Below are 19,681 nucleotides of genomic sequence, written 5' to 3'. Positions count from 1 at the left end.
GATGACGGCGGAAGTGATTTCTATCATCGCGGTACTGAAAGCGAAGCCGGGAAAAACCGCAGCGCTGCGCCACGCCCTGCAGGCGCTGCTGCTGCCTACCCGCCAGGAGCCGGGCAACGTCGATTATGCCCTGTTCCAGCTGCGCGATACGCCGGATACCTTCTATATGCGCGAGTCGTGGCGCGGCCAGGCGGCGCTGGAGGAACACATCGCCCTGCCGCATTTTCAGGACTTTATCGCGCAGATGGACGGCCTGCTGGCCGAGCCGCTGCGCCTGGATTATCTGACGGCCGTTGAATAATTATTCTCGGATCTCCCGCAACCCGGGGGATCCGTAAATCTCTCTCGCAATTACCCTCTATAAGCAACGCCCCCCACTCCCGATCTCTTTCTCATTGCTAAATTAATCGCCATTAAAAAATATTTTCCGTGTCCACAGCGAAAAAAAGACTCATATTTTTCATCCAACTTCCAGTCCTGATATTTAAACTGTGACAGCCATCAATTTATTGCAACTTTTTTCACGTTTATTATTCGGAGCATTCTGATATGATTGCGCGAATAATAAATATGATTTCGTACTGTTTAAACATACCAACGCGCTAAGCATCCTTAACAAGACAGTGTATGTCATGGCGATAATGATAATCATAAAGGCCTGCTAAACAGACGGGCTGATAGTCAATAAATTAATATAACTAATCCATGTGTTAAGCACATTTAAAACTCAAATTGATTATTAAAAAATAATAATTCAGGAATGGTCATGTATAAAATATTATGCATAAGGGGTGGTATTGAAACTCTATGATGCCCTAAAAAAAGACAGCAATAACATAGATTTATTTAGGGTTATTGCGGCTTGTATGGTGATTTATGGTCATGCTTACGCAATTTCACCCCAGGCAGGTAAAAGTGATTTCATCAGTCACCTCATTCCTTCAGACTACTCAGGTTCAATTGCGGTAAAGATATTCTTCTTCCTGAGCGGACTGGTTGTTACTAACTCATTGATGAATAATGGAGATTTGGTCAGGTTTGCGATTTCTCGCCTCTTCCGAATTTGGCCTGCGCTCATTCTATCAAGCCTGGTGACCGCGTTTGTTATTGGGCCGTTATTCACTTCGCTTTTGGCGACAGATTATTTATCCCGGCCAGAGGTGTATAGCTATACGTGGAATATCGCGACGATGACTCCGCAGTTTACCCTTCCCGGATTATTTTCCACAAACCCGTATCCAAATGTCGTCAATGGCTCACTGTGGACCATCCCGTACGAGGTATTTGCCTATGTGCTGCTGTTTTCTCTCTACGCCACAGGGCTGCTCAAGGCCAAAACGCTGACCTTCCTGCTCTTTGGCCTCATTCTGGTCGAGCCCTTTTTGACATCCAGAGTGCTGTTCCCTTGGGTGATACCTAACCCTGAGGTCGATTTGCTTTCTCCCTGCTTTGCATTTGGCGCAATGATGGCACTGAATCGCGAAGCTATAGAGATAAAAATTAGCCACTGCGTAGGATTCGCAACACTATATTATATTTTTCACGGCACGATGTACGCCCCCTATTTTGCATATGCCTGTATTTTCTTAACGTTGCTCTATATCTCATCACATAAAGCCATTTTGCGCCTGAAGCCCTAAGTAGATATTTCTTACGGGGTTTATTTATGGGGCTTTCCGGTGCAGCAGATAATAGCGAGCTACTTCAAAGATCACGGCATTCTCTTCAATCAGCTCGCCTCACTTGTTGTGGCCCTCATTCTGGGTTATCTCTCATGCCATTTGTGCGAAAAACACTTTATCCGATACGGTTCAGCGCTAGCGTCCTTTATTAAGAGAGCCAGGCCGCCGGTACTTCATATACCGACTAATCACGATCTTGGAACCTAGCCTATACGTTTCCATCCTGTAAAACGCCGCTGAGCCGGCGTTTTTTTCTTCTAACGACATAAGCCTGCCGGCAACCAACCTCCTGCCAGGCCGTCGTTTTCACATCAACAATGCAACGCAATCAGCTGCTCATAACGTAACCGAATAAATAATATATACCGGCATATTTCCCCTCCCGTCCGGCGCTAGCCAGGCTACGCTTAGCGTTGCCGCGCAAAAAACACGCACCTCCCTCCGCCCCATTCAGCACGTTTATTCAGAAGAGGTTTCGCTATGCAGATCAACGCTATTGGTACCCATTCCGCCAGCCAGCCGCTGGCCGCGATGGCCATCTCCCGCCGCGAGCCGGGGCCGCACGATGTGCAGATCGCCATCGACTACTGCGGCGTCTGTCACTCCGACCTGCACCAGGCCCGCTCCGAATGGGCCGGGACAGTCTATCCCTGCGTGCCGGGGCATGAAATCGTGGGTCGGGTCACCGCCGTCGGCGACCACGTTACCCGCTACGTCGTGGGCGACCTGGTGGGCGTCGGCTGCATGGTCGACAGCTGTCAGCAGTGCGAAGAGTGTGAGGAAGGGCTGGAAAACTACTGCGACCAGATGGTGCTCACCTATAACGGCCCCACTCAGGATGCGCCCGGCCATACGCTGGGCGGCTACTCTCAGCAAATCGTGGTTCACGAGCGTTACGTGCTGCGCGTGCGCCACCCGCAGGAGCAGCTGGCCGCCGTAGCGCCGCTGCTCTGCGCCGGTATCACCACCTACTCGCCGCTGCGCCACTGGAACGTCGGGCCGGGTAAAAAAGTAGGCATCGTCGGCATCGGCGGGCTGGGACACATGGGGATCAAGTTGGCCCACGCCATGGGCGCCCACGTGGTGGCCTTTACCACCTCGGAATCCAAGCGTGACGCGGCCAAAGAGCTGGGAGCGGACGAGGTAGTCGTATCGCGCAACGAGGCGGAGATGGCGGCGCACGTCAAAAGCTTCGACTTTATTCTTAACACCGTGGCGGCGCCACACAACCTCGATGCCTTCACCACGCTGCTTAAACGCGACGGTACCCTGACCCTGGTGGGCGCACCGGCGACCCCGCATCCGTCGCCGGAGGTGTTTAACCTGATATTTCGTCGCCGGTCGATTGCCGGGTCGATGATTGGCGGGATCCCGGAAACCCAGGAGATGCTCGATTTCTGCGCCGAACACGGCATCGTCGCCGATATTGAGCTTATTCGCGGGGATCAGATCAACGAAGCGTGGGAAAGAATGGTGAAAGGTGACGTCAAATATCGCTTCGTGATCGACAGCGCGACCCTCGCCGGCTAAGCCCCGCGGCGAAAGGTCCGCCGCCACTCTCCCGGGCTGACGCCAAAGCGGGACTTAAACTGCTGGCGCCAGGTGACGGCGGAGCGAAACCCGACCATTTCCGCCACCTGCTCAACGGGCATCTCGCCCGCTTCGAGCAGGATCTGGCTGCGCCGCAGCCGCTCGGCGGTTAGCCAGTCGGCAATGCTCATCCCGGTGGCCTTGGCAAAATGACGGGTCAGGGTGCGGCGACTCATCGCCACCACCTGCGCCAGCGAATCGAGATTATGCGCTTCGTGAATATGCTGCTGGAGATACTCAAGCAGGCAGTTAATGCGCGCATCGCGGGTGCTTTTCGGCACCGGCTGGGCGATAAACTGCGCCTGGCCGCCTTCGCGATGGGGCGGAACGATCATCCGACGGGCAATCTGGTTAGCCGCCAGGCTGCCGAAGCGCTGGCGAATAATATACAGGCAGCAGTCGAGCGCCGCCGCCGTGCCCGCCGAGGTGATAATTCGCCGGTCATCGACGTACAGCGCGTTGATATCCAGCTGCACCTGCGGGAACAGGCGCTGAAAATCCTGCTCAAACTCCCAGTGGGTCGCCGCTCGCCTGCCGTCCAGCAGCCCGGCGTAGCCCAGCACGAACGCTCCCAGGCAGAGACCGACAATTTCAGCGCCGTTATCGTGCGCCCGCACCAGACTATCGAGCAGCGCCTGCGGCGGACGCTGATTGACCGCGCCCCAGTACGGCACCACCACAATATCCGCCCGCTCAAGGGCGGTAAAATCATCCCGGGCGTGAAGCGCAAAGCCGTCGCGGGCGGCCAGCAGCCCCGGCAGCTCGGCGCACAGGTGCAGGTTAAAACGCTTCGTTTCTGACACGCTATCGCCAAACAGCATGCAGGGAACGGAGTAGTGAAACGGGCTAAACCCTTCCACCGCGACAATCGCCACTTCGGTTAATTTCATCGCTGCCTCCCCTCCCTGTCAGGAGCTTAAAATACCATGCTTTCCCCATCCTGCGGGATGCTGACCACCCCAGCAATCTGGTTGTCAGCCACGTACTCACTCAGCTCCCGGCGGCTCAGCAGGCAGTGGTTCACCGCCTCCATATGGCCCACCACGATCTGCGCTTCCGGCAGGGTAAAGTGCGTTTTCAGCACGTCTTCTTTGCCCATGATGATCGGCCCAAAGCCGATGACGTGGGCATATCCGGCGTTAAGCACCACCACGTCGGGGCGCAGGCGGATCATGTCGGCTTCGATTTCATCGCGCCAGATGGTGTCCCCCACCAGCCACAGCGTTTTCTCCTGCGGATGGCGCAGCACCACGCCGCAGGCTTCACCCAGACGCTCCTCCATCGCCGGCACGGCATAGGTACGATCGCTCCCGTGCTGCCCGGAGGTGGTTTTCAGCAGGGTCACGCCTGCAAATTCGCTGCTCTCAGACAGCAAGCGAATATCGCTAAATCCCTGACCGCGCAGCAGCCGGGCATCGGCATCATGCTGGACAAAAACCGGCAGCGCCTTGGGGATCGCGGCGATCGCCGCCGCGTCCCAGTGATCCTCATGGGTGTGGGTCACAATCACGGCGTCAACGTCAATAATGGCAGAGAGCGGTAAGGGGAGCGCCACCAGCGGGTTACGCAGCTCGCTGCGGGCGGTACCGGCAAATCCAGGCCAGGCGGCCTTATCCGCCAGCATCGGATCGATCAGGAATTTTTTACCTGCATATTCAATAATCTGTGTCGCGTTACGGATGTGGGTGATGTTCATGGTGCGTATGCCTCTTCGGGGTAATCAGGCGAACATCGTACGTCCCACAAGCCTGGCGCAATATGGGCATTTGGGCAATGATCGATGAGATTGGGCCAACTTTCCCCGCTTGCCAGCTGCCGCCGGCTATGGTGTGCTGAACGCTCAATTTTCTGCACAAGTGGCCCCGATGAAAAAGAGACTGACCGCCGACGATATGCACGACGCCGAAGTGATTGCCCATACTCCGTGGTTCAGTATGCGCAAGGTGGCTATCGACATCACCGCCGACGAACGCCGCGACTTTTACGCCGTCCACTACCCGCGCCCGGCGGTAGGCATTGTGGCAATGCAGCAGGGTAAAGTGCTGCTGATCCGCCACTACCGCTATCTGATTGACCAGGTGGTGTGGGCCATCCCGTCAGGCGGCGTCGATGAAGACGAAGAGCCGCGCGCGGCCGCCCTGCGCGAGCTGCGCGAAGAGACCGGCTGGCAGGCCAAAAACGCCGAAGAGATTATCCGCTACAACCCCTCCTACGGCAGCAGCGACCAGCTGTTCATTACCTGGCTTGCCCGCGATCTGGAGTACGTTGGAATGGACGCCGATCAGGATGAGGTGATGGAAACCGGCTGGTTTACCTTCGAAGAGATCGGGGCGCTTATCGCCCGCGGCGAGATGCCGGACGGGCTATCGCTGGTGCCGCTGCTGCACCTGATGGCGCAGCAGCGCGGTGGTTTAGCGTAGCGGATTAAGCATGCGCCAGCGGAACCACAGCTGGGCGACCAGGATCAGCACGCCGCCGATAATCTTCTGCAGCGGCAGCTGTTCGTGATACCACAGGGCGGCGGCAATCACCGTCAGCAGCGGTTCGAGCACCATAATAATCGCCGCGCTGGCAACCGCCGCGTACTTCTGCCCCTTCATCTGCAGGCCGAAGCGCAGGCTGGTAGCGATAACGATACTGGCGAGCAGCCAGCCGAACGTCGGCAGGGTAAACGGCCGATCCCAGCTTTCCACCGCCGCCGAGATTGCCAGCCCCACCAGGCCGGTGATCCCCAGCTGCACGGCGGTCAGCGGAATCAGCGGCACCTCGCGGGCGCAGCGGCTGGTGTAGCAGAACCAGATTGACTGCACCAGCGCGGTAAGCAGAAACCAGCCCTGGCTGGGGTGGAAGGCAATCGGCATATGCAGGCTCAGCAGGGCAAGACCGACGATCGCCAGCGGCAGGCACTCCCAGTAAGCGCGCGCCGGGCGCGTTTTCATCATCACCCATGCGGTCAGCGGTACGAAGAGCATCGACAGGCTCATGATAAACGCCCCCTCGCCCAGCGACGGCGTGGTCGACACCGCATAAATCCACAGGCAGAGGTTGAGCGCAAACCACAGGCCGCTGATGAGTATCTGCGGCCACTGGCGTTTCTCGACGCGAAAACCGCGACAGAAAGGCAGCAGCAGCAGCGCGGCGAAAAAGAAGCGCAGGCCGAGGAAGGCAAAAACCGGCATCCCGGCGATGGCTTCACGCGAAAATATCCACCCGCAGGCGGCGATGAGCGTGGCGGCGACCAGCAGCATATCCGCCTGACGTTGCCGAATCATATACAGCTCTCCCTGCGTGAGTGATTACCAGCCCGGCACCGCGCCGCCGTTGAAGATCGTCTCCGCCGCCTTCGCCACTTCCGGCGACTGGTAGGACTGCATAAACTCCTTCACGTTCTGCGCATCTTTATTATCTTCGCGGGTGACGATGATGTTCACGTAGGGCGAGTTTTTATCCTCGATAAAAATGCCGTCGCGCACCGGAGAGAGCCCGGTCTGCTGGAGGTAGGTGGTGCTGATAATCGCCACATCAACCTTGGGATCGTCGATCACCCGCGGCAGCTGCGCGCCTTCCAGCTCCATGATTTTCAGGCTGTGCGGGTTGGCGGTGATATCGATTGCCGTCGGCAGCAGCCCGGTACCGGCCTTGAGGGTAATCAGCTTCTCCTGCTGCAGAAGAAGCAGCGCGCGGCCGAGGTTGGTCGGATCGTTAGGAATGGCGATGGTCGCCCCGTCTTTCAGGTCAGCGACCGATTTAATCTTGCGCGAGTAGCCCGCCATCGGGAACACGAAGGTGTTGCCGACCGCCACCAGGTGATAGCCGTGCGCTTTATTATCCTGTTCGAGGAACGGCCGGTGCTGGAAGACGTTGGCGTCCAGATCCCCGGCGTTAGTCGATTCGTTCGGTAGCAGGGAGCCGCTAAAACCAACCAGCTCAACGTCGAGGCCATACTTCTCTTTCGCCACCTTCTTCGCCACTTCCGCCACATCCTGTTCTGCGCCGTTAATCACGCCAACTTTAATGTGTTTTGCATCGCCGTCTTGCCGATCGCAACCCGCCAGCAGCAGGCCCGCCAGCACCACCACGGCGGCTGTCCGTAAACGCAATTTCATTGTTTTCACCCTGTTAGTCCATTAGAAAGTCATTATTATTTTCGTGCGAAACTATAACGGCTTTATGGTCAGCTTTTAAACATCAAAAGCAGTAACAGGAAATAAAATCATCTGCTGAATTTCGCCTCATGGGCCAGCAGCCACTCTTTGCGCGCCAGGCCGCCGCCGTAGCCGGTGAGTGAGCCATCTTTGCCGATAATCCGGTGGCAGGGAATAACGAGCGCCAGCCGGTTGGCGCCGTTGGCGTTGGCCACCGCGCGCACCGCCCCCGGGTTGCCCATCAGCTCGGCAAGCCCCTGATAATGCTCGGTCGTGCCGTAGGGCACCGCCCGCAGCTGCTGCCAGACCGCCTGCTGAAAATCGCTGCCCGGCGTCTCAAGAGTGAGGGAAAAGCGCTGCCGCTGGCCGGCAAAATACTCCCCGACCTCCGCCACCGCCTGGCGCGTATGGGCGTTTTCCCCGGCAATAATATTGGCCGCCAGCAGGCGCTGAAGGTCGCGAAATTCGCTCTCCAGCATCCGCCGGTCAACAAACTCCAGCAGGCAAACCCCGCGCTCGGTGGCGCAGACAAACATCGGCCCGATGGGGGTGGTAAAGCGCTGGATCAGGATAACCCGCCCCGCTTTGCTCGGCGCCCGGCCGGTGAGCTTTTTGCAGGTATAGCCGAAGCCGCTGAGCGAGTCGTAGCCGCTATCAAACGCCACGTCGGTCGCGCTGCGCCCGCCCTGTAGCTCCTGCAGGGCGGTATTGACCCGCAGCATCCGCTGGAAGGCCTGAAACGTCATGCCGTAGTTCTGGCTAAACCAGCGGCGCATGCGTTCCGGGCTGATGTGCTGCTGACGCAGCTGGTCATCGGTGATTCGCACCTTGGGCGCGGCGCGCAGCTGCTGCATCACCTGCTCCACCATCGGCGGCGCAGAGCTGGCGTTTTCCGTCGGTCGGCAAATTTTACACGGACGAAAGCCGGCGCTGAGCGCGGCTTTGAAATCGCTATAAAACTCCACGTTTTCCCGCTTTGGCTTGCGGGCGCGGCAGGTGGCGATGCAGAACACGCCAGTGGTTTTCACGCCGACGTAAAACAGCCCGGCGTACTGGGATGAGCGGGCCACCAGCGCCTCATACCAGGTATCGCATAACCCTTTATCAATCACCTGCATGGCTGAACACCCCTTTAAACGATTGCTGCTGTCAATGCGCAGGATTCTGGCGCTTCGGCCCTAAAGACGACAACCGAAAACCGGACGACTATTTTCGCCTGAACCGGCGTCCGGTCGGGCGCAACATCACCTTGCTCTACCGGCGTCGCCACTCGCCGGGCGTCATCGCGTAGAGCTTCCTGAAGGCCTTCGAGAAGGAGGCCAGCGACTGAAAGCCGCAGCGGTCGGCGATAACGTCCAGGTTGGCCTGCCGCTCCAGGCGCAGCAGGCGGGCGGCCATCGCCATACGCAGCTGGGTAAGCCACGCCTGGGGAGTGAGATGATAGACGCGGGCGAAATGACGGGCAAAGGTCGCCCGCGACAGGAATGCCCGCGCGGCCATGGTTTCCAGCGTCCACGGCTGCTCCGGCGCCGCCAGCACCGCCAATACCGCTGGCATCAGGCGCTCGTCGCTCATCAGCCGCAGCAGACCGCCCGGCGGCTGCTCCGTGCCGAGCAGCGTGCGCAGCAGCAGCACCAATAGCGTATCGCCGAGGCTGCGAACGATGGCGCCGCCGCCGGGGCGATCGGCGAGGCTTTCCCGCACCAGCACGTTGAGCAGGATCTCCAGCTCCGGGCACTCCCGGCGCTCGTCGGTATGCAGGTGCACAAGCTCGGCCTCTTCGGCAAACAGCCAGCTGACGTGCGGGCCAAAGTAAAACTCGCCGCACAGCATCTCCAGCGCGTCGCTGTCGCTGCCGGTTCGCATCTCGGTCAGCGTGCCGTTAAAGCGGTGGGCAACCGGCAAAATCTGCCCCCATTCGAGCAGGCTTTCCATCAGGTGCGGCGAGCCGTGCGGCAGCAAAATAACGTCTCCCGCCCGCATATGTCGGGTTTGATGGCCAACGGTCACCCGCCCTTCGCCGCGCAGGACAAAATGCCACGGCACCACGCCGCCGGGCATCTGGTCATGGCCGGCCTGCCAGCGGCCGCCAAAACGGCAGTGCAGATTGACTTCGCAGCGCGGGGCCAGCAGCGCCAGCAGATGACTGAGACTATCCATACCTCTCCTGAGACGATAAGACAAAAAGGTGAGACGCAGAGCGCGAGTCTAGCACGCTGCCGGCGCCTAAGATGTCCCCACTGCCACGACATACCCTCAAATACACAGGAGTTAACCATGAGCCGTTTAGCTGAAATTCGTGAACAAGATGCCACAGGTAAAGCCGCAGAAATTTTTGGCGGGATTAAAAAAGCAATGGGCAAGGTGCCGAATGCCTTTCTGACCATCGGCGGCCACTCTCCGGCGGCGCTGCAGCAGGCGCTGGCGCATAACGCCATGCTGAGTAAGGGCAGCCTGAATGCACAAGAGCTGGAAGCTATCAACCTGGCGGTGAGCGAAGCCACCGGCTGTGATTACTGCCTGGCGGCGCACACCATGATGGCCAAAAGAGCCGGCTACAGCAGCGAGCAGATCCACGCCCTGCGCCGCGGCGAGTATCCGCAGGATGCGCACCTCGATGCGCTGGCAAAATTCGTTCAGACCCTGGTGAGCACCACCGGTACCCTGCCGGAAGCCGACGTCAGCGCCCTGCGCAGCGCCGGATTCAGCGACCAGCAGACTATCGAGATTATCAGCGCGGTCAGCGCCATTCTGTTCACCAACATGGTGAACCGGGTTAACGATACGGTTGTCGATTTCCCGAAAGCCGATTAACCCGTAAGTTAACGCCTGCTTTACAGCCCCAGAGCGCTGAGCCCCGGATGGTCATCAGGCCGGCGGCCCTGGGGCCAGTGAAACAGGCGTTCGTTTTCGCCGATCGGCAGATCGTTGATGCAGGCGTAGCGCGTGCGCATCAGGCCGTGCTCATCGAACTCCCAGTTTTCATTGCCGTACGAGCGGAACCAGTTGCCGCTATCGTCACGCCACTCGTAGGCAAAGCGCACCGCAATGCGGTTATCGCTCCACGCCCACAGCTCCTTAATCAGCCGGTACTCCTGCTCTTTGCGCCACTTGCGCTGCAGGAAGCCGACGATTTCCGCCCGCCCCTGCACAAACTCGCTGCGGTTGCGCCATTCGCTATCGGGGGTATAGGCCAGCGCCACCTTCTGCGCATCGCGGCTGTTCCAGCCGTCTTCGGCGGCACGTACCTTTTGCGTCGCGCTTTCGCGGGTAAACGGCGGCAGCGGCGGGCGTTGTTCAGTCATCATCTTCTCCTGTGCGGGTTAACTGCTGCAGGCGCTGATTCTCCTGCTCAAGGTCGTGAATACGCTGCTGCAGCGTCTGGCTATATTCCGCCACCTGCTGCGCGCTGTAGCGCGGCGTAATGTGCTGCGGACAGTTCCAGTCGAACGCCTGCAGATGAAAGCGAAAGATACGCTCAACGCTGCCGCGGTAATTTTCCGGCTTCACCCGGGCCAGCAGCGCGGGATCCTCATCCGCCGCCAGCACCTCAACGGTGGCGTAGATTTTCAGCCTGGCACGGCGCGGGTAATCCATCAAAAACAGACACGCCCTGGCGCTTCCACGCAGGTTGCCGGTGCTGATGTACTGCCGGTTGCCGCTAAAATCCGCCATTGCCAGGGTGGTCTCATCCAGCAGATGCAGAAAGCCGGGCGGCCCGCCGCGATGCTGGATATAGGGCCAGCCGGTTTGCGAAACCGTCGCCAGATAAAAGCTGTCCCTGCTGGTAATCATCGCTTCCTCGCTGGCGGTAAAGCGGTCCGCCTTGCGGTGGCTGTGGGGCGATTGCCACAGCCCGTCGCTGCCCATTTCATGCTGGACGTCCATCACATCCGGGGTGATGGCAATACCAAGAAAGTCACCGGTCATACATCCTCCGCGCCTCGTATCACTGCCCAAAGCATGAACTCTACTGCGACAAATGATAATACTGGTGATCTGGCAATCATCTTTCCGTAAGGCGGGATAATAATGGACCGATTAAGCGCGATGGCGCTGCTGGTGAAGGTTACCGAGCTGGGCAGTATGTCGGCGGCGGCGCGGGCGCTGAATACGCCGCTGACCACCGTCAGCCGCAATATTGCCGAGCTGGAGAGCGCGCTCGGCGCACGCCTGCTGACCCGCACCACCCGCCGGCTTACGCTAACCGATGCCGGCGTAGAGTATGTTGCCGCCGCGCGGCGGATCCTTGAAGAGGTGGAGAACGCCGAGCGGCAGGCGGCGGGCGAGTATCTGCAGCCCAAGGGCGAGCTGGTGATCGCCGCGCCGACGATGTTCGGTCGCGTGCACGTTTTGCCGGTGGTGAGCGATTTTCTCGCCCGTTACCCGCAAATTAACGTTCGTTTGCTGCTCAGCGACCGTAATGCTGACCTGATAGGTGACCATGTCGATCTGGCGGTGCGCATTGGCGCTCTGCCGGATAGCGGCATGGTGGCCACCCGCCTCGGGGAGATGCGCATTGTCACCTGCGCCCAGCCGCTGCTGCTGGCAAAGCACGGCGTGCCGCAGCGCCCCCGCGAGCTGGCCGGGCTGCCGATTATTGCGATTGAATCGCCGATGCCCTACAGCGGCTGGCGGTTTCGCGCCGCCGAAGCGGCTGACCAGCTGGTAACCCTGCGCGCCGTGCTGTCGGTCACCACCCCGGAAAGCGCCGCTGACGCCGCCCGGCTCGGGGTTGGCGTGGCGCGGCTGCTGCACTATCAGGCCATCGACGGCCTGACCCGCGGCGAGCTGCAGCTTATTCTGGAATCGGTCGAACCCGAGCCGACGCCGGTGCACCTGCTGTATACCAGCCGGGATCTGGCCCCGCTCAAGCTACGCAAGTTCCTCAGCTTCGCCGCGCCGGCGCTGCGCCGGGCGCTGCTGCGTATCGCCGGAACCGCCTAGCGTGCCGCCTTTTTCAGCGGCACCTCTTTCAGCAGCCACGAGAGCACAAAGGCGACGGCCATAATGCAGGCGGCCATCAGGAAGGCGGCGTGAATGGCCGCGCCGAAGGCGTCGAGATAATCAAGGCGGATCGCCGTCGGCAGGTTCTGTACCGCCTCCGGGTTTAGCGCCCTCGGCAGCTCGGCGCCCTCCGGCAGCAGGCGCTGGAGGTTATTCTGCAGCACGTGGGTAAATACCGCGCCGAACAGCGCCACGCCTATCGATCCGCCAATCGAGCGAAACAGCGTCACCCCCGAGGTGGCCACGCCGTACATCTGCGCCGGCATTGCGTTCTGTACCGCCAGCACCAGCACCTGCATCACCAGCCCCAGGCCTGCCCCCAGCACGCCGGTAAACAGATACAGCTGCCACATCGGCGAATGAATCGTAATCCGGGTCAGCAGCACCATCCCCACCACGCCCAGCAGGGTGCCGAGGATCGGGAACAGGCGGTATTTACCGGTACGGCTGATAATCCGCCCGCTGACGATCGACGTCAGCAGCAGGCCGCCCATTAGCGGGATCAGCTGCAGCCCGGCTTCGGTCGGGGTCGCCGCCTTCACCACCTGCAGATAGAGCGGCAGGAAGGTCACCGAGCCAAATAGCGCCATGCCGATCACGAAACCAATCATGCTGCACAGCAGAAAGGTGCGGTTACGGAACAGCGAGAGCGGAATAATCGGCTCCACGGCCACCCGTTCCTCATAAATAAAGCCAATGATTCCCACGACGCCAAAGGCCAGAATGCACCACAGCTGCGGGTCATTCCACGGCCGCACGCTGCCGCCTTCGGAGGTGAAGAGGATAATGCACAGCAGCGCCATGCTCAGGTAAAACGCCCCCAGCCAGTCGATCTGGTGCGCGCTGCGCTTATTGCTGCTGTGGAACACCGCCCCGATCACCAGCAGAGCAAACAGCCCCAGCGGCAGGTTGATATAAAAAATCCAGCGCCAGGAGGCGTGCTGCACCAGAAAACCGCCGATCAGCGGCCCGATGACCGTCGCCAGGCCGAACACGCCGCCGAAGAGGCCCTGATAGCGGCCGCGGTTTGCCGGAGGGATCACGTCGGCGACCGCCGCCATGCTGATCACCATCAGGCCGCCGCCGCCCAGCCCCTGCAGCGCGCGCATCAGCACCAGCTGCGTCATATTCTGCGCCAGGCCGCACAGCGCCGAGCCGACGAGGAACAGCACAATCGCCACCTGGAGCACGATTTTTCGCCCGAACAGATCGCCGAATTTACCGTACAGCGGCACCACGATAGTTGAGCTCAGGATATAGGCGGTCACCACCCACGAGAGCTTATCCAGCCCGCCGAGTTCGCCGACAATGGTCGGCAGAGCGGTCGATACGATGGTCTGATCCAGCGCCGACAGCAGCATCACCAGCAGCAGCGCGCTGAACAGCAGGCGGATCGACGGCGCCGGCCGGGCGGCGATTTCAGATGTCATAGCAACACTCGCTTGAAATTAATTAAATGCATAATTAATATTTAGGGAAATGATGAATCAGGTCAAGAGACAGTGAAGAAATGACAGCACAAAAAGACCATGATGCGCCGCGCCGTCCAGGCCGTCCGCGCGGCAAAAAGCCGGGCACCGCTAACCGTGAACAGCTGATGGATATCGCGCTGGCGCTGTTTGCCCGCCAGGGCATCGCCCGGACGTCGCTGAACGCCATCGCCAAAGAGGCCGGGGTCACGCCGGCGATGCTGCATTACTATTTCAACTCGCGGGAAGTATTAGTCGACCAGCTGCTGGAAGAGCGCTTTATGCCGCTGCGCGGCGAAATCAGCAAAATTTTTATCGCCCATCCGCAAGATCCGCTGACCGCGTTTACCCTGCTGATCGAGGCGCTCGCCGCGCTGGCGGAGCAAAACGACTGGTTTGCGCCGCTGTGGATGCAGGAGATGATTGGCGAAATGCCGGTGCTGCGCCAGCATATGCACGCCCGCTTTGGCGACGATAAATATCACCGAATGCTGGAGACCATAGGCCGCTGGCAGCAGGAGGGGAAACTCAACCCGGCCCTGTCGCCGGAGCTGCTGTTCACCAGCCTGATTAGCCTGGTGCTGGTGCCCTATTCGCGCATTCGCACCGATCCGCGCTTAAAAACGATGTCCCGGCAAACCATCGTCAGCCACGCGCTGGCGATGATCCAGCAGGGGATTGGCGGCTGATATCCCCGGCTGTTTTCCCTCTGTCGCCCGGATCGGACGCATCGCGCCGCAGTCCGGGGCGGCAGCAGCCTTACAGCGCCTTCGAGAGATAATGGCGCTCCATGCCGGGGTGCGGGAAATCGGGCAGCGACATCTGCAGCCGGTAGCCGAGCTTTTGATAAAACGGCAGCGCCTGGAAGCTGAAGGTGTCCACCAGCACGTGGCTGCAGCCCCTCTCCCGCGCCAGGTCTTCCGCCGCATGCATAATCTCGCTTCCCAGACCGCTGCCGCGTGAGGCTTCGCTGACCCACAGATACTCAATGCTCAGCCAGCCGCCGACTTTTTTGCCGATCAACCCGCCCCGCATCGCGCCCGATGCGTCCCGAGCATAGACGCCCACGTCGCCAAACTCCGCCGGGTCCAGGTAGCGCCGGTTGTATTCCCGTAGACCCGCCAGCAGCTCATCACGATCCGCGGGGTTAATGCTGGTCGTCATTATTAAAGCCATTAATGCCTCCTGATTAAATTATGTAAGAGTATTATTGGTGCTTACTTTCACAAAAAATTCTTATTTCCTCCATTATTTTTTGCCTTAATTTTCACGATTCAAATTTAGACAAAAAAACCTTTTCATTGGCCGTTTGAGACGTATAATGAGCAAAAAATGAGAATGATCATTCTCACAAAAAAACCAGGAGTGGAGCCATCTCATCTGCAGAGAAGCCAAAAAATGACCGCTCCGGCGGCCGTCGTCGAATAACAGCATACAGGAACGTCTGAGTTCCTTTTTAGCCATTTTCGTTTACCCGAAGATGCCTCAGCGCCCAACCCATCACCTCACTATTTAATTAGTGGGGCGGACGTCGTTTATCCTGAGAAAATATAATGAAATACACCATCATACCCATCGCAATAGCATTATTTCTGCTGGTCGGATGCGATAATTCGCAAACATCTGCCCGGCCGCAAATGACGCCGGAAGTCGGCGTTGTCACCCTCAAAGGCCAGCCCGTTTCCGTTATCAGCGAACTGACCGGCCGCACCACCGCGTCGCTCAGCGCCGAAGTGCGCCCGCAGGTGGGCGGCATCATTCAAAAGCGCCTGTTTACCGAAGGCGACAGGGTGAAAGCCGGCCAGGCGCTATATCAAATTGACCCGGCCAGCTATCGCGCCGCCTATAACGAAGCCGCGGCTGCCCTGAAGCAGGCGCAATCGCTGACGGTTGCCGACTGCCAGAAGGCCCGCCGCTATACGCAGCTGGTCAAAGACAACGGCGTGTCGCTGCAGGATGCCGATGACGCGCAGTCCACCTGTAACCAGGACAAGGCCAGCGTCGAGTCGAAAAAAGCCGCGCTGGAGAGCGCCCGCATCAACCTGAACTGGACCACCGTCAGCGCGCCGATTGCCGGGCGGATTGGCATCTCCTCCGTGACCCCGGGGGCGCTGGTCTCTGCCGATCAGGATACGGCCCTGGCGACGATCCGCGGGCTGGAGACGATTTACGTCGATCTCACGCGATCGAGCGTTGATCTGCTGCGCCTGCGCCAGCAAACGCTGGCAACCAACGCCAATACCCTCAGCGTCACCCTGATCCTCGAAGACGGCAGCACCTATGCCGAGAAGGGCCGCCTGACGCTGACCGAAGTGGCGGTGGACGAATCAACCGGCTCGGTCACGCTGCGGGCGGTGTTCCCCAACCCGCAGCACGTCCTGCTGCCGGGAATGTTCGTCCGCGCCCGCGTCGATGAGGGCGTGATGGACGATGCGATCCTCGCCCCGCAGCAGGGGATCACCCGCGATGTCAAAGGTAACGCCACCGCGCTGGTGGTCGATGCCGACGGCAAAGTCGCCCAGCGTGAGGTCGCAACCGGCGAAGCCTACGGCGATAAGTGGCTGGTGGAGAGCGGCCTGAAGAGCGGCGACAGGCTGATCGTTGAAGGCACCAGCAAGGTGGCCGCCGGGCAGCAGGTCAAAGCCGTTGAAATGAAAAACAGCGGAGGCAACGCCTGATGTTCTCCCGCTTCTTCGTTCGACGCCCGGTGTTCGCCTGGGTCATCGCCATCCTGATTATGCTCGCCGGGATCCTCGCCATCCGCACGCTGCCGGTCGCCCAGTACCCGGACGTCGCGCCGCCGTCGGTGAAAATTTCCGCCACCTACACCGGCGCCTCTGCCGAAACCCTGGAAAACAGCGTGACCCAGGTTATCGAGCAGCAGCTTACCGGGCTGGATAACCTGCTCTATTTCACCTCTACCAGCAGCTCCGACGGCTCGGTGAGCATTAACGTGACCTTCGAGCAGGGGACCGATCCGGACACCGCGCAGGTGCAGGTGCAAAACAAGGTCCAGCAGGCCGAATCGCGGCTGCCCAGCGAAGTGCAGCAGTCCGGCGTGACGGTGGTGAAATCGCAGAGCAGCTTCCTGCTGATCCTCGCGGTGTACGATAAAACCGACAAGGCCACCAGTTCCGATATCGCCGACTGGCTGGTGAGCAATATGCAGGACCCGCTGGCGCGCGTGGAAGGCGTCGGCAGCCTGCAGGTATTTGGCGCTGAATACGCGATGCGCATCTGGATGGACCCGACCAAACTGGCCTCCTATGCGCTGATGCCTTCTGATGTCGAAACGGCAATCGAAGTGCAGAACGTGCAGATCTCGGCGGGTAAAATCGGCGCGCTGCCGTCCTCAAACGCCCAGCAGCTTACCGCCACCGTGCGCGCTCAGTCGCGCCTGCAAACCGTCGATCAGTTCAAAAACATCATTGTGAAGAGCAAGAGCGACGGCTCGGTCGTCCGCCTGAGCGACGTCGCCCGGGTTGAAATGGGCAGCGAAGATTACACCGCGTCGGCGAACCTCAACGGCCACCCTGGCGCCGGTATCGCCGTTATGATGGCGCCGGGCGCCAACGCGCTGGATACCGCGACGCGGGTGAAGGATAAGATTGCCGAGTATCAGCGCCAGATGCCGCAGGGCTACGACATCGCCTATCCGAAGGACAGCACCGAGTTTATTAAAATATCGGTTGAGGATGTGATTCAAACGCTGTTTGAAGCCATCGCGCTGGTGGTCTGCGTGATGTATCTGTTCCTGCAGAACTTCCGCGCCACGCTGATCCCGGCGGTGGCGGTGCCGGTGGTGCTGCTTGGCACCTTCGGCGTGCTGGCGCTGTTTGGCTACTCCATCAATACCCTGACGCTGTTTGCGATGGTGCTGGCGATCGGCCTGCTGGTGGATGACGCCATCGTGGTGGTGGAAAACGTCGAGCGAATTATGCGCGATGAGGGGCTTCCCGCCCGGGAAGCCACCGAAAAGTCGATGGGCGAAATTTCCGGGGCGCTGATCGCCATCGCCCTGGTGCTGTCGGCGGTGTTCCTGCCGATGGCCTTCTTCGGCGGCTCAACCGGCGTTATCTATCGTCAGTTCTCGGTCACCATCATCTCGGCGATGATGCTCTCCGTGGTGGTGGCGCTGACCTTAACCCCGGCGCTGTGCGGCGCGCTGCTGAGCCACTCTAAGCCGCATACCAGGGGCTTCTTCGGGGCGTTTAACCGCCTGTGGGGGCGCACGGAGCAGGGCTATCAGCGCCGCGTGCTCGGCGGCCTGCGCCGTTCGGCGACGATGATGGGCGCCTTCGCGCTGATTTGCGCCGTCATGGCGCTGGCGATGTGGAAGCTGCCGGGCAGCTTCCTGCCGGCAGAGGATCAGGGCGAAATCATGGTGCAGTACACCCTGCCGGCAGGCGCGACCGCCGTGCGCACCGCCGAGGTTCGCCGTCAGGTGACCGACTGGTTCCTGACCAAAGAGAAGGCCAATACCAACGTTATCTTTACCGTCGACGGCTTCAGCTTCAGCGGCAGCGGGCAGAACGCCGGGATGGCTTTCGTGTCGTTGAAAAACTGGTCCCAGCGCAAGGGCGCAGCCAACACCGCGCAGGCCATTGCCCTGCGCGCCACTAAAGAGCTCGGCAGCATCCGCGACGCCTCGCTGTTTGCCATGACGCCTCCTTCGGTAGACGGCCTCGGGCAGAGCAACGGCTTTACCTTTGAGCTGATGGCCAGCGGCGGCACCGATCGCGACAGCCTGATGAAAATGCGCAGCCAGCTGCTGGCGGCGGCCAATCAGAGCCCGCAGCTGCAGTCGGTGCGCGCCAACGACCTGCCGCAGATGCCGCAGCTGCAGGTGGATATCGACAACAACAAAGCGGTGGCGCTGGGGCTATCGCTGAGCGACGTCACCGCCACCCTCTCCAGCGCCTGGGGCGGCACCTACGTCAACGACTTTATCGATCGCGGGCGGGTGAAAAAGGTCTATATCCAGGGCGATAGCGATTCTCGCGCCGTCCCCGCCGATCTCGGGAAATGGTTCGTGCGCGGCAGCGATGACGGCATGACGCCGTTCTCCGCCTTCGCCACCACCCGCTGGCAGTACGGCCCGGAAAGCCTGGTGCGCTACAACGGCTCCGCCGCATTTGAAATCCAGGGCGAAAACGCCGCCGGCTCCAGCTCCGGCGCGGCGCTGGATAAGATGGAAGCCCTCGCCAACAGCCTGCCGGCGGGCACCACCTGGGCATGGAGCGGCATGTCGCTGCAGGAAAAACTGGCCAGCGGCCAGGCGATGAGCCTGTACGCCATCTCCATTCTGGTGGTGTTCCTGTGCCTCGCGGCGCTGTATGAGAGCTGGTCGGTGCCGTTCTCGGTGATCATGGTTATCCCGCTCGGCCTGCTCGGCGCGGCGCTGGCGGCCTGGCTGCGCGATCTGAATAACGACGTCTACTTCCAGGTTGCGCTGTTGACCACCATTGGCCTTTCGTCGAAGAACGCCATTCTGATCGTTGAGTTTGCCGAATCGGCGGTGGATGAAGGCTATTCGCTTTCGCGGGCGGCAATCCGCGCCGCGCAAACCCGTCTGCGCCCTATCGTCATGACTTCGCTGGCGTTTATCGCCGGGGTGCTGCCGCTGGCGGTGGCGACCGGCGCGGGGGCCAACAGCCGCGTGGCGATCGGCAGCGGGATCATCGGCGGCACGCTAACCGCCACGCTGCTGGCGGTGTTCTTCGTTCCCCTGTTCTTTGTGCTGGTGAAGCGGTTCTTCACCCGCCAGCGTCCTTCTCAGGAGTAGATT

General features: G+C 60.1%; 19 protein-coding genes. 9 read left to right on the top strand and 10 right to left on the bottom strand.

All coding sequences use genetic code 11. The features are described from left to right. The first annotated feature begins 1 nt into the window (after position 1). From HCK03_RS00360 to HCK03_RS00350, 3 genes are all read left to right on the top strand, one after another. Positions 2-301 carry a putative quinol monooxygenase gene (locus tag HCK03_RS00360; RefSeq protein ID WP_134528196.1) on the top strand — a complete coding sequence of 100 codons (300 nt, stop codon included), beginning with the start codon at positions 2-4 and terminating at the stop codon, positions 299-301. A 496-nt stretch (positions 302-797) separates the two neighbouring features. Then, a complete protein-coding gene (locus HCK03_RS00355) occupies positions 798-1,640 on the top strand; it encodes an acyltransferase family protein (RefSeq protein ID WP_167691007.1) in 843 nt (280 codons plus the stop codon). Between the two features lie 522 nt (positions 1,641-2,162). Further along, positions 2,163-3,212: an NAD(P)-dependent alcohol dehydrogenase gene (locus HCK03_RS00350; protein WP_115191658.1), complete on the top strand. Its 1,050-nt coding sequence runs from the start codon at positions 2,163-2,165 to the stop codon at positions 3,210-3,212. Here the strand turns inward: HCK03_RS00350 and HCK03_RS00345 are convergent. Next, a complete protein-coding gene (locus HCK03_RS00345) occupies positions 3,209-4,162 on the bottom strand; it encodes a GlxA family transcriptional regulator (RefSeq protein ID WP_167691006.1) in 954 nt (317 codons plus the stop codon). The genes HCK03_RS00350 and HCK03_RS00345 overlap by 4 nt on opposite strands. A gap of 26 nt (positions 4,163-4,188) precedes the next feature. Beyond that, complete coding sequence (locus HCK03_RS00340; protein WP_167691005.1) at positions 4,189-4,968, bottom strand: MBL fold metallo-hydrolase; 780 nt, start codon at positions 4,966-4,968, stop codon at positions 4,189-4,191. Between the two features lie 169 nt (positions 4,969-5,137). Here HCK03_RS00340 and HCK03_RS00335 point away from each other — a divergent pair, with 169 nt between their 5' ends. After that, positions 5,138-5,692, top strand: coding sequence for an NUDIX domain-containing protein (locus HCK03_RS00335; RefSeq protein WP_167691004.1), 555 nt, complete (start codon positions 5,138-5,140; stop codon positions 5,690-5,692). Here HCK03_RS00335 and HCK03_RS00330 read toward each other — a convergent pair. The 4 genes from HCK03_RS00330 to HCK03_RS00315 form a co-directional block, all read right to left on the bottom strand. Further along, positions 5,684-6,544: a DMT family transporter gene (locus HCK03_RS00330; protein ID WP_167691003.1), complete on the bottom strand. Its 861-nt coding sequence runs from the start codon at positions 6,542-6,544 to the stop codon at positions 5,684-5,686. The genes HCK03_RS00335 and HCK03_RS00330 overlap by 9 nt on opposite strands. 24 nt (positions 6,545-6,568) lie before the next feature. Beyond that, positions 6,569-7,378: a lipoprotein NlpA gene (nlpA, locus tag HCK03_RS00325; protein WP_076946312.1), complete on the bottom strand. Its 810-nt coding sequence runs from the start codon at positions 7,376-7,378 to the stop codon at positions 6,569-6,571. Positions 7,379-7,485: 107 nt separating this feature from the next. Continuing rightward, positions 7,486-8,535 carry a bifunctional transcriptional activator/DNA repair enzyme AdaA gene (locus HCK03_RS00320; protein ID WP_167691002.1) on the bottom strand — a complete coding sequence of 350 codons (1,050 nt, stop codon included), beginning with the start codon at positions 8,533-8,535 and terminating at the stop codon, positions 7,486-7,488. Positions 8,536-8,671: 136 nt separating this feature from the next. After that, on the bottom strand, positions 8,672-9,577 hold the full coding sequence (locus tag HCK03_RS00315) for an AraC family transcriptional regulator (RefSeq protein WP_041143278.1): 906 nt from the start codon (positions 9,575-9,577) through the stop codon (positions 8,672-8,674). 117 nt (positions 9,578-9,694) lie between these two features. Between HCK03_RS00315 and HCK03_RS00310 the strand changes: the two genes are divergently transcribed. After that, positions 9,695-10,231: a carboxymuconolactone decarboxylase family protein gene (locus tag HCK03_RS00310; RefSeq protein WP_041143279.1), complete on the top strand. Its 537-nt coding sequence runs from the start codon at positions 9,695-9,697 to the stop codon at positions 10,229-10,231. Between the two features lie 20 nt (positions 10,232-10,251). Here the strand turns inward: HCK03_RS00310 and HCK03_RS00305 are convergent, their stop codons facing one another. After that, positions 10,252-10,722: a nuclear transport factor 2 family protein gene (locus HCK03_RS00305; protein ID WP_123552566.1), complete on the bottom strand. Its 471-nt coding sequence runs from the start codon at positions 10,720-10,722 to the stop codon at positions 10,252-10,254. Continuing rightward, positions 10,715-11,347: a pyridoxamine 5'-phosphate oxidase family protein gene (locus HCK03_RS00300; protein WP_041143281.1), complete on the bottom strand. Its 633-nt coding sequence runs from the start codon at positions 11,345-11,347 to the stop codon at positions 10,715-10,717. The genes HCK03_RS00305 and HCK03_RS00300 overlap by 8 nt, the downstream gene beginning before the upstream one ends. 102 nt (positions 11,348-11,449) lie before the next feature. Here HCK03_RS00300 and HCK03_RS00295 point away from each other — a divergent pair, with 102 nt between their 5' ends. Then, on the top strand, positions 11,450-12,364 hold the full coding sequence (locus tag HCK03_RS00295) for a LysR substrate-binding domain-containing protein (RefSeq protein ID WP_123552568.1): 915 nt from the start codon (positions 11,450-11,452) through the stop codon (positions 12,362-12,364). Here HCK03_RS00295 and HCK03_RS00290 read toward each other — a convergent pair. Continuing rightward, a complete protein-coding gene (locus HCK03_RS00290) occupies positions 12,361-13,854 on the bottom strand; it encodes an MDR family MFS transporter (RefSeq protein WP_041143283.1) in 1,494 nt (497 codons plus the stop codon). The two genes, HCK03_RS00295 and HCK03_RS00290, sit on opposite strands and share 4 nt — an antisense overlap. Before the next feature lie 80 nt (positions 13,855-13,934). Here HCK03_RS00290 and HCK03_RS00285 point away from each other — a divergent pair, with 80 nt between their 5' ends. Continuing rightward, entirely contained in the window at positions 13,935-14,582 is a 648-nt protein-coding gene (locus HCK03_RS00285; protein ID WP_041143284.1) for a TetR/AcrR family transcriptional regulator, read from the top strand. A 70-nt stretch (positions 14,583-14,652) separates the two neighbouring features. Here HCK03_RS00285 and HCK03_RS00280 read toward each other — a convergent pair whose 3' ends face one another. Further along, positions 14,653-15,069: a GNAT family N-acetyltransferase gene (locus HCK03_RS00280; protein WP_041143285.1), complete on the bottom strand. Its 417-nt coding sequence runs from the start codon at positions 15,067-15,069 to the stop codon at positions 14,653-14,655. Positions 15,070-15,446: 377 nt separating this feature from the next. Here HCK03_RS00280 and HCK03_RS00275 point away from each other — a divergent pair, with 377 nt between their 5' ends. Together HCK03_RS00275 and HCK03_RS00270 are read left to right on the top strand one after the other, a co-directional pair. Beyond that, on the top strand, positions 15,447-16,571 hold the full coding sequence (locus HCK03_RS00275) for an efflux RND transporter periplasmic adaptor subunit (RefSeq protein WP_123552569.1): 1,125 nt from the start codon (positions 15,447-15,449) through the stop codon (positions 16,569-16,571). Further along, positions 16,571-19,678 carry an efflux RND transporter permease subunit gene (locus tag HCK03_RS00270; RefSeq protein WP_167691001.1) on the top strand — a complete coding sequence of 1,036 codons (3,108 nt, stop codon included), beginning with the start codon at positions 16,571-16,573 and terminating at the stop codon, positions 19,676-19,678. The genes HCK03_RS00275 and HCK03_RS00270 overlap by 1 nt, the downstream gene beginning before the upstream one ends. The last annotated feature ends 3 nt before the right edge of the window (positions 19,679-19,681 follow it).

It is taken from the genome of Klebsiella terrigena (assembly GCF_012029655.1).
Classification (GTDB): domain Bacteria; phylum Pseudomonadota; class Gammaproteobacteria; order Enterobacterales; family Enterobacteriaceae; genus Klebsiella; species Klebsiella terrigena.
The sequence above is the reverse complement of the archived record's forward strand: the minus strand, read 5'-3'. Positions and strand labels throughout refer to the sequence as shown.